This is a genomic window from Streptomyces sp. NRRL S-495 (assembly GCF_000966955.1).
Classification (GTDB): domain Bacteria; phylum Actinomycetota; class Actinomycetes; order Streptomycetales; family Streptomycetaceae; genus Kitasatospora; species Kitasatospora purpeofusca.
This window is the reverse complement of the sequence record NZ_JZWY01001175.1, coordinates 1-1,315: the sequence shown is the minus strand read 5'-3', so window position 1 is coordinate 1,315 and position 1,315 is coordinate 1. Positions and strand designations below refer to the sequence as shown.

General features: G+C 70.0%; 1 protein-coding gene. It reads left to right on the top strand.

What is annotated here, in order from left to right:
- A partial coding sequence (locus VR45_RS40275; protein ID WP_045944941.1) for a condensation domain-containing protein occupies window positions 1-1,315 on the top strand: 1,315 nt, incomplete at both ends.

Sequence of the window (1,315 nt, the reverse complement as noted above, 5' to 3'; positions counted from 1 at the left end):
GCTGCCGGCGCCGCAGTACGCGGCGGGTGCGGGCCGGGCGCCGGCGACGGTGCAGGAGGAGCTCCTGTGCCAGGCGTTCGCGGAGATTCTGGGTCTGTCGGCGGTGGGGGTGGATGACGACTTCTTCACGCTGGGCGGACACTCGCTGCTGGCGATGCGGCTGCTGAGTCGGATCCGCTCGCTGCTGGGTGTGGAGTTGGCGGTCCGTGAGCTGTTCGAGGCGCCGACGCCGGCGAGTCTGGCGGGACGGCTCGGCCAGGCCCGTGAGGGCCGGTTGGCACTGCGTGCGACGGAGCGTCCGGAGCGGGTGCGGTTGTCGTTCGCGCAGCGCCGTTTGTGGTTCCTCGGCGAGTTGGAGGGCGCGAGCGCGACCTACAACACTCCGATGGCTCTGCGCTTGTCCGGCGAGGTGAACCGGGAGGCCCTCGCGGCGGCGCTGCGGGACGTCATCGGGCGGCACGAGGTGCTGCGGACGGTGTTCCCGGCAGTCGACGGCGAGCCGTACCAGCGGGTTCTCGGTGTGGAGGAGTGCGGGTTCGAGCTCTCGGCGGTCGAGGTGGCGTCGGAGGGGCTGGAGGACGCACTGGCCGAGGCGGGCCGGTATGCGTTCGACTTCTCGTCCGAGATTCCGTTGCGGGCGACGCTGTTCGCGGTGAGTCCGGTCGAGCATGTGCTGGTGGTGCTGTCGCACCACATCGCCATGGACGGCTGGTCGACTGCTCCGCTGATGCGGGATCTGTCGGCGGCGTATGCGGCGCGCTTGGGCGGCGTGGCTCCGGTGTGGGAGCCGCTGCCGGTGCAGTATGCGGATTTCGCCTTGTGGCAGCGGGAGTTGCTGGGTGACGAGAGCGATTCGTCGAGTGTGCTGTCGCGTCAGGTGGAGTACTGGCGCGAGGCGTTGGCGGGGGCTCCGGAGGAGTTGCCGCTGCCGTTCGATCGGCCGCGTCCGGCGGTTGCCTCGCACCGCGGTCACACCGTGGAGTTGGATGTTCCGGCCGAACTGCACGGGCGTTTGGTGGAGTTGGCGCGTGAGCGTGGGGTGACCGTGTTCATGGTGCTGCAGGCGGCTGTTGCGGTGACGCTCGGCCGGCTGGGTGCGGGGGCCGACATCCCGATCGGGTCGGCGATCGCCGGGCGTACGGACGAGGCGCTGAACGATCTGGTCGGGTGCTTCGTCAACACGGTTGTCGTGCGCACGGATCTCTCGGGGGACCCGACGTTCGAGGAGGTTCTCGGGCGGGTGCGCGAGACGGGGTTGAGCGCGCTGGAGAACCAGGACGTGCCGTTCGAGAAGCTGGTGGAGGAGTTGGCGCCG